Genomic DNA, 8,900 nt, shown 5'->3' with positions numbered 1-8,900 from the left:
GCCCCCGGCGTTGGTTTACCCGCAAAGCCTGGTTGCCGCCCAGGGCTACCTATTAAACCAAAACTGTGAACACCGGGGGGGGGGGGGTGCCCCATCCCCCGGGCACCCCCGCCACACCCGTTTAAGCCTCGGCCAGCGATCCAGGATCGGTGGTCGCGTGCCGGAAGCCGCTGGTGCTCAGCGCCCGCGTCCCCGTCCGCCGCCCTCGGCGGCGGTCGTGGTGGTGACATCCAAGTAGAATTTCCCGCCCACCTGGACGAGTTCCGGATGGTAGCTCTTCAGCTCGCGCCGTACCGAGAGATAGGCCACGGTGCCGCGGGTGGAGGCAATCTTTTCCAGAAAGACCTCCACTGCCGGGGTGGTGACCATGCTCAAAGGCAGGCCCTTGGTGTCCGGTGCCCCAGCTGCGTCGCCCAGCGCGGTGGTGTTGCGTTGGGCGATGACCTCGGAGGCCACCTGCCAGGTGGCCCAGATCCCCTTGCCGCGCAACAGCGACGGTTCCTGGCGCACGGGCAGCGCCGCGGCAAAGTAGCGGGTGTCAAAGCGCCGCAGCGCAAAGTTCGGGGAGATCCAGTGCGAGAGCGGCCGCAACAGATCGGTGCGCAGGCCCAGCCCGCGCTTGGCCAACACGTCCGAAAGCGACTTGTCCTGCCCCGCAACAGCCTCGCGCACGGCCATCCAATCCTCGCTGTCGCAGTTTTCCACGACGGAGAGTTCGTCGGTGCCCGCCAAAAGCACACCGGTTTCCTCGAAGAGCTCGCGGATGGCACACACGATGTGTGCCCGAACCAGTCGCTGGTCAAGGATGCCCAGGCGTTTTGACCACTCGGAAAGGGTCGGTCCGTACCAGGGAATGTCGCGTTCGTCGTCGGCTTCCAGGCTTCCGCCGGGAAAGGCGACACTCCCGAGCGGAGAACCGCCCGGACGATATCCGAGGTAAGTTTCGACACCTTTTGGGGAGTCGCGGATCAGCACCACCGATGAGGCGCGTCGCACAGCCCGGGGTGTGCGGCTTCCAAAGGAAACCCAATTTTCTGCAGCGTCATATTGCGCCGGCGGCAGGTCAAAAAGCCGGCGCAGCAGCCCCGTGGACGGATTGCGCGGTTTCACCGCGGGAATCTCGTTCACGGGGCCGCCGGTGTCGTGCTGGTTAGGCAAATTCGACAATCAGTTCAACCTCGACCGGGGCGTCCAACGGCAGGGCGGCGACGCCGACCGCCGAGCGGGCGTGCACACCCTTGTCACCAAGCACGGCACCGAGGAATTCGGAGGCACCGTTGATGACGGCCGGCTGGCCGGTGAAGGTCGGGTCCGAGGCCACAAAGCCAACGACCTTGACCACGCGGACAATGCGATCCAGGTCCCCGATGACGTCCTTGATGGCTGCCAGGGCGTTCAGCGCGCAGGCCTGTGCCTGGCCGGCTGCGACCTCGGCCGAAACCGCGGCTCCGACCTTTCCTGTGGCTGTGAGTTCCCCGTTAATAAACGGCAGCTGACCCGAGGTGTAGACCAGGTTGCCGGTGATGGTTGCCGGCACGTATGCGGCCACGGGTGCGACGACGGCGGGGAGAGCGTGGCCGAGCTCGGCCAGGCGTGCCTCTACTGCTGAAGAAGTCTCTTGTTGCATGGGTATTTCTCGTTTCTGTGATTAGGCCTTGGGGCGCTTGAGGTAAGCGACCGGTGCATTTCCATTGGGTCCGGGAACGACGGCAACAAGCTCCCAGCCGTCGTCTCCCCACTGATCCAGGATCTGCTTCGTGGCGTGAATAATGAGCGGCAAAGTGGCGTACTCCCATTTGGTCATAACCGATACGTTAGCGCGTCCTTGTAAACTAGTGGGCATGGCAGCTAAAAAGTCCCCTTTTTTTGATACGGCTACCACCCTCGGCAAGATCGTTGCCTTCTTTGGGGTGAGCGCTTTATGTGGCGTACTGGCGGCAGGACTCATGGTCCCTGTCGCTTCCCTTGCCGGTAGCGGCGCAACCGCAGGTGCGGAAGTGTTTGACGCTTTGCCGGCCAGTTTCAAGGGAGAGCCGATCGCCCAGCCTTCCAAGGTCCTGGCGTCCGATGGTTCGACCATCGCCACGTTCTACTCGGAAAACCGGCAGCCGGTGGAGCTCAAAAATATTTCGAAGGTCATGCAGAAGGCCATCGTCTCCATCGAGGACGAGCGCTTCTACGAGCACAACGGCGTCGATGTCCGAGGCATTGCCCGCGCCGCCGTCAACAACTTCACTTCTTCCTCCCAGCAGGGTGCTTCCACGCTGACGCAGCAATACGTCAACAACCTCCTGGTGAACGCCGACGTCGTCAACGGAGTGGATCGCTCCGAGATGACGATCTCCGGCACGAAGGACATCGCGGACAAGGCCCGCGAGGCCAAGCTGGCCATCTCCATCGAGAAGGAAATGACCAAGGACGAAATCCTTGAGGGCTACCTGAACCTCGTGTTGTTCTCTGGACGCAACTACGGGGTCCAGGCCGCCGCACAGCGTTTCTACTCGGTGGACGCCAAGGACCTGAACCTGCAGCAGTCCGCCATGCTTGCCGGCATGGTTCAGCTCCCCAACGCCTACAACCCGGAAAAGTACCCCGAGCGGAGCCTCAAGCGTCGCAACACCGTGCTGGCTGCCATGCTGCGCACCGGTGCCATCGACAAGAAGGCCTACGACAAGGCCGTCAAGACCAAGCTGGGGATCAAGCCGAAGGAAGTGAAGTCCGGTTGCATTGCCGCTGAAGGGGCTGCCTACTTCTGTGATTACGTGACGCGATTGATCACTTCCGATTCCGCGTTCGGCAAGACCAAGAAGGACCGTGAGAACCTGTTGTACCGCGGTGGCATGAACATCAAGACCACCTTGGATATGCGGTTGCAGAAGGAAGCAGTCAAGCAGACCGAGCGCATGATCCCGGCCGACGACAAGTCGAACATGGGCTCAGCGATCGTGACCGTTGAACCGGGCACCGGAAATATCCTGGCCATGGGCCAGAACAAGACGTATGCCCCGACCGACAAGGACAAGGGGCCCATCACCATGTACAACTTTGCCGTTGAAGCGGCAATGGGTGGTGCAGGTGGTTTCCAGGCTGGCTCAACATTCAAGCCTTACACCACGATGGCCTGGCTCGAGTCCGGTCACAATATGTGGGAAAAGCTCAGCACTCCGGTGAAGAGATATCCGAGTAGTTTTAAGTGGAAGGCTTCCTGCCTTCCTAGCGGATATGCAACTTCGGGTGGTGGCGCCGAGGGTTGGGCTCCACGAAACGCTGTCACCTGGCCCTCATCAATGACCGTTGACTACGGGCTCCTCAATTCGGTGAATACCGCGACCATTACCGAGGCCTCGAAGATCGACCTGTGTGACATCGCTAATGCCGCAACCCGCTTGGGCATTATTGATTACGGGGAAAACGTTGATCCCAAGACCCGAGAGGTCAGCACATACGGCCAGCCGGTAAACCCGGCGCACCCGTCCTTCGTTATTGGTTCTGCGCAGGTTACCCCACTGGCTCAGGCCACCGCGTTTGCCACTTGGGCCAACAAGGGCGAATTCTGCGAGAACCGTGCGCTGACCTCCGTCACAGATGCGAAGGGGAATGAGTACAAGGTCAAGCCCGTGTCTTGTGAACAAGTGATGGACCCACAGGTGGCTGCCGACATGAACGGCACCATGAAGAAGATCGGCAAGAAGGCCACCAAGGGCCAGATCGGTTACCAGATTGCCGGCAAGACCGGTACCAATAACGATGCCAACTCCACCTGGTTCGTTGGATACACCACCGGCATGTCTACGGCGGCCTGGGTTGGCCGCTACGACAAAGACAAGAAAATGAAGACTCAGGGCAAGGTTGTCAACGGTGTTGCCCGCCGTTGGACCGATTCGGGCACCTGGGCCGCGCCATTGTGGACGGCGTACATGAAGCAGGTCGGTACCCTGTACCCTGCCAAGTCGCTAGGCAGCCCCAAGGCAGCACCCAAGCCTGAACCCAAGAAGGAAGAAAAGGACGATTCGAAGCCGGCAACGACCGAGTCTTCCGCTCCGAAGGACGACAAGGAAAAGCCGAAGGCCACTGAAACCCCGAAGGCAACCGAAAGCGCCAAGCCAAAGGGAAACAACAACAAGACGCCTACACCTCCCAAGAAGACGAATGATGACTAGTTCCATGGCGAACCCATCCTCGCTGGCCGAAGCGGTCTCACGCACTGTGCGTGGGGCCGCTTTGGCGGCTGCAGCGGCAACCGCTTCGGCCGGTGTTCTTTTTGGCTACGGGCTGGGCCAGACGACGCGTTTTGTCCTCCGGGAGGAGACCCTGGCGCTGCTGCCCCCGGGGTCGGCCCCGATCCGGCTGCTGCACCTGTCGGACATCCACATGGTGCCCGACCAGGAACTCAAGCGCCGCTGGCTGCATTCGCTGGCGGAACTGCAACCAGATCTGGTCATCAACACCGGTGACAACCTGGGCCACCTAAATGGCCTGGGATCCCTGCTGGAGGCGCTCGGTCCGCTGATGGCATTCCCCGGGGCCTTCGTTCCGGGGTCGAACTGCTACTTCGGGCCGCGCCTGAAAAACCCGTTGCGCTACCTGGGCAAGCGCACGGATGTGCCGCGCAACTCCCCCAAGTACCAATTGCCGTGGCAACAGATGCACAGCGCCTTCGGTGCCGCCGGCTGGGTCAACCTGACCAACCGGAACCATTCCATGGCCGTGAACGGCACGCGCCTGGACTTCACCGGGGTGGACGACCCGCACCTGCACCTGGAACGCTTCGCCGGCTGGCCGGCCGGTTCGGTGTCGTCCGGCGCCGCTCCCCACCTGCGGGTTGCCCTGTCCCACGCCCCGTACCAACGGGTGCTTGACACGTTCACCGACGCGGGCGCCGACCTGATCCTGGCCGGGCACACCCACGGCGGACAGGTATGCATCCCGGGCTACGGTGCCCTGGTGACCAATTGCGACCTGCCGACCTGGCGTGCCAGCGGACTGACGCAATGGGAGCATGCGGGCAAGAGCGTGCCGTTGAACGTGTCCGCGGGCATCGGAACCTCGCGCTTCGCACCGGTGCGGATCGCCTGTCCCCCGGAAGCAATTTTGCTGACCCTGACCGCCGGGGACTAGCCAGCCGCGTCTGATTGAACAATCCCAACCCCACACTGTAGGGTATTCCCAGTAGCGAATTGGCGCTCGGGGATTGAGGTCGGACACCGGTGGCAGTACAACAAGGACACGCCCCCGCGGCGGGAACACCCACGCTTGGCCGGACCTTTGCCCGGCTTGCCCCCTTCGTCAAGCCCATCCTGCCGCGGCTCTTCTTCGGGTTTCTCTGTGCGCTGGCCGCAGGCATCGTCGCCCTGACCATCCCCCAGGTGCTGGCCTGGCTGGTGAACAACGTGCTGCACCCCGAGGGCAAGGACTCCGAGGTCTGGCTGGCTGTGGGCCTGGTCGCGGGACTGGGCGCCCTCGAGGCGCTGCTGGTGTTCCTGCGCCGGCAATTCGTGATCACCCCGGCCGCCCGTCTCGAAACCCAGATGCGGGTGCGTTTCTACGAGCACCTCCAGCAGCTTCCGGTCGCCTTCCACGAACGCTGGGGCTCCGGGCAGCTGCTCTCCCGCTCCATGTCGGACTTGAGCCTGCTGCGCCGTTGGCTGGCCTTCGGCGCCCTGATGCTGGTCGTCTCCACTGTCACGGTGATCACCGGGCTGACCCTGATGTTCTCCTCCAGCTGGGTGCTGGGCAGCATCTACCTCGCCGGGGCCATCCCCATCAGCATCAAGGCCTTCTACTTCCGCAACACCTACCGCGCGGCCAGCCGGCTGAGCCAGGACCAGGCCGGGGACCTGGCCACCGCGGTGGAGGAATCGGTGCACGGCATCCGCGTCATCAAGGCCTTCGGCCGCGGCCGGCACATGTACGACGGCTTCAACTCCCGGGCCAGGCAATTGCGCGACACCGAGGTCGTCAAGGCCAGGACCCTGGCCAGCTTCCTGCTCTACGTCGTCGCGATCCCCGAGACCACCCTGGGCCTGGGCCTGGTCGCCGGGCTCTGGCTGACCGCCCAGGGAGAGCTGAGCGTCGGCGCCCTGGTCGCCTACTTCGCCACCGCCACCGTGCTGGCCGGACCGGTTGAAGGCATGGGCATGCTGCTGGGCATGACGCTGACCACCAAGACCGCCCTGGACCGCCACTTCGAGGTCATGGACACGCCCAACACCATCACCTCCCCGCAGGCTCCGCGGACCCCGGCCAACGGGCTCGGGGACCTGGAGCTGCGCAATGTGCACTTTGCCTTCCCCGACGCGGCCGGCACCGGCACCCCGACGCTGCGCGGCATCAACCTCGCGGTCGACCCCGGGGAGACCATGGCCCTGGTCGGCATGACCGGCACCGGCAAGTCCACGCTGCTGGCGCTGGTCCCCCGGCTCCACGAGGTCACCGGCGGGCGGGTGCTGATCGACGGGGTCGACGTGCGCGACTGGGACCTGCTCGAGCTGCGCCGCGCGGTGGCCGTCGCCTTCGAGGACACCATCCTGTTTTCCTCCTCGATCCGCGACAACGTGCTGCTCGGCGCCCCCGAGCTTCCCGAGGCGGAAACCACGGCGCTGCTCAACGAGGCCATCGACACCGCGCAGGCCGGGTTCGCCCGCACCCTGCCCGAGGGGCTGGACACCGTCATCGGCGAGGAAGGACTCTCGCTGTCCGGCGGCCAGCGCCAACGGATCGCACTGGCCCGGGCCATCGCCGCCCGGCCACGCGTGCTGATCCTCGATGACCCGCTCTCGGCCCTGGACGTGCGCACCGAGGAAGCGGTCACCGAGCGGCTGCGGCGCACCCTGGCCGGGACCACCACGCTGATCGTCGCCCACCGACCCTCAACCGTGGCCCTGGCCGACCGGGTGGCGCTGCTGCGGGACGGGGCGATCGACGACGTCGGCACGCACTCGGAACTGCTGGCACGCAACGAGCACTACCGCTTCGTGATCGTCAGCCTCGAAGACGAAGACACCAACGTGCTGGAAGGCGGGCCACGGGCATGAGCACCCACACCGGAGTGTCCAACGAGGACGCCATCACCCTGACCGCGGACGAACGCAAGCGCGTGCGCGCCCGCTCCTGGCGGCTGCTGGCCAACCTGGCCTCCCGGCAGAAGCCGATGCTGGTGCTCACCGTGGTGCTGGTGGTCATCTCCAATGCCGCACGTGCATCATTCCCGATCATCATCGCCTGGGCCATCGACTGGGGCCTGCCGCAGGTCACCGGCGGCAACCTCGCGGCACTGGGCATCACCGGCGGCGCCTACGTGCTCTCGGCCATCGCGGCCGGCTCGCTGCTGGGCTGGTACGTGCTGTGCACCGCAAAGATCTCCCAGGCGATGCTGCTGGACTTGCGATTGCGCGTCTTTCGGCACACCCAGCGCCTGAGCCTGGAATTCCACGAGAAATACACCTCCGGGCGCATCATTTCCCGGCAGACCTCGGACCTCGAGACGCTGCGCGAACTGCTGGACCAGGGCATCTCCGAGCTGGTCTCCGCCTGCGTCTTCGTGACGTTCACGCTGATCTCGATCTTCGTGCTGGACTGGCGCTCCGGGATCGTGGTGATGATCGCCGCGATCCCCATTTCGCTGCTCTTTGGCTGGTACCAGCGCCGCAGCGAGGTCGTCTACCGCGAATCCCGCGTGGTCTCCGCGCGGCTGATCGGCACGTTCGTGGAAACCATGACGGGCATCCGCGCGGTCAAGGCCTTCCGCAAGGAGAAGGCCAACGACAGGAACTACGCGCAGGTCGCCGGGGAATACCGGGACAACTCCATCCGCTCCATCAACCTCTTCGGGGTGCTGCAGCCGGGCCTGGTGCTCATCGGGAACCTGTCGGTGGCCGCGGTGCTGGCCTGGGGCGGCTTCCGCATCCTGGACGGCGACCTGGCCGTGGGCGTGCTGGTGGCCCTGCTGCTGGCCACCAAGCGCGTGTTCCAGCCGGTGGAGCACATCGCCATGTTCTATTCCTCGCTGCAGGCCGCCACCGCGGCCCTGGAAAAGGTCTCCGGGCTGCTCGAGGAGGAACCCACCGTGGTGGAACCGGCCAGGCCGCAGCCGCTGGGCGAGGTCGCCGGTGCCCTGAAGTTCCAGGACGCGGTCTTCGGCTACGGCGACGGCCCGGTCGTCATGGACCGGTTCGACCTGGACATCCCGGCGGGGCAGACCGTGGCCGTGGTCGGGCAGACCGGCGCCGGAAAGTCCACGCTGGCCAAGCTGATCGCCCGGTTCTACGACCTGCGCTCCGGTGCCCTGACGCTGGACGGGGTGCCGATCGAGCAAATCGCCAACGACGACCTGCGCCGGCATGTGGTGATGGTGACCCAGGAGTCGTTCCTGTTCTCCGGCACGGTGGCCGAGAACATCGCGCTGGGCAAGCCCGGTGCCAGCATCGAGGAGATCATCCTGGCGGGCCGCGCGGTGGGCGCGCACGAGTTCATCACCGCGTTGCCGGAAGGCTACGACACCGACGTGAACAAGCGTGGCGGTCGCGTGTCCTCGGGACAGCGCCAGCTGATCTCCTTCGCCCGGGCCTTCCTGGCGGACCCGGCGGTGCTGATCCTCGACGAGGCCACCAGCTCGCTGGACATCCCCTCCGAACGGGCCGTGCAGCGCGGCCTGCAGACGCTGCTGGGCAACCGCACCGCGCTGATCATCGCGCACCGCCTGTCCACCGTGCAGATTGCCGACCGGGTGCTGGTGGTCCACGACGGCAAGATCGTCGAGGACGGCTCCCCCGCCGAGTTGATCGGCTCCGAGGGCAGGTTCGCCGCCCTGCACAAGGCCTGGAAGGACTCGCTGGTCTGACCCGCCCCCGGTGCCATCGGCGCGGCTTTCGCGGTAGCGTTGCCGGCAACGACGAGTTCAG

General features: G+C 64.9%; 7 protein-coding genes. 4 read left to right on the top strand and 3 right to left on the bottom strand.

Going from position 1 to position 8,900, the window contains the following annotated elements:
* Positions 1-177: 177 nt before the first annotated feature.
* From J2T21_RS15665 to J2T21_RS15655, 3 genes are all read right to left on the bottom strand, one after another.
* Positions 178-1,083: an NUDIX hydrolase gene (locus J2T21_RS15665; protein ID WP_373458035.1), complete on the bottom strand. Its 906-nt coding sequence runs from the start codon at positions 1,081-1,083 to the stop codon at positions 178-180.
* Between the two features lie 67 nt (positions 1,084-1,150).
* Complete coding sequence (locus J2T21_RS15660; RefSeq protein WP_307582532.1) at positions 1,151-1,627, bottom strand: RidA family protein; 477 nt, start codon at positions 1,625-1,627, stop codon at positions 1,151-1,153.
* A 21-nt stretch (positions 1,628-1,648) separates the two neighbouring features.
* A complete protein-coding gene (locus J2T21_RS15655) occupies positions 1,649-1,804 on the bottom strand; it encodes a hypothetical protein (protein WP_181578252.1) in 156 nt (51 codons plus the stop codon).
* A 37-nt stretch (positions 1,805-1,841) separates the two neighbouring features.
* Here J2T21_RS15655 and J2T21_RS15650 point away from each other — a divergent pair, with 37 nt between their 5' ends.
* The 4 genes from J2T21_RS15650 (at position 1,842) to J2T21_RS15635 (ending at position 8,839) form a co-directional block, all read left to right on the top strand.
* Positions 1,842-4,160 carry a transglycosylase domain-containing protein gene (locus J2T21_RS15650; RefSeq protein ID WP_307582530.1) on the top strand — a complete coding sequence of 773 codons (2,319 nt, stop codon included), beginning with the start codon at positions 1,842-1,844 and terminating at the stop codon, positions 4,158-4,160.
* A 4-nt stretch (positions 4,161-4,164) separates the two neighbouring features.
* Entirely contained in the window at positions 4,165-5,118 is a 954-nt protein-coding gene (locus tag J2T21_RS15645; protein WP_373458033.1) for a metallophosphoesterase, read from the top strand.
* 89 nt (positions 5,119-5,207) lie between these two features.
* Positions 5,208-7,034, top strand: coding sequence for an ABC transporter ATP-binding protein (locus J2T21_RS15640; protein WP_307582528.1), 1,827 nt, complete (start codon positions 5,208-5,210; stop codon positions 7,032-7,034).
* Positions 7,031-8,839 (top strand): ABC transporter ATP-binding protein, encoded by a 1,809-nt coding sequence (locus J2T21_RS15635; protein ID WP_307582526.1) that lies wholly within the window; start codon positions 7,031-7,033, stop codon positions 8,837-8,839. The genes J2T21_RS15640 and J2T21_RS15635 overlap by 4 nt, the downstream gene beginning before the upstream one ends.
* Positions 8,840-8,900 lie beyond the last annotated feature (61 nt).

Origin of the sequence: Paeniglutamicibacter psychrophenolicus (genome assembly GCF_030812255.1) — a bacterium.
In the GTDB taxonomy this organism is placed as follows: domain Bacteria; phylum Actinomycetota; class Actinomycetes; order Actinomycetales; family Micrococcaceae; genus Paeniglutamicibacter; species Paeniglutamicibacter psychrophenolicus_A.
This window is presented reverse-complemented; position numbering and strand designations above follow the sequence as displayed.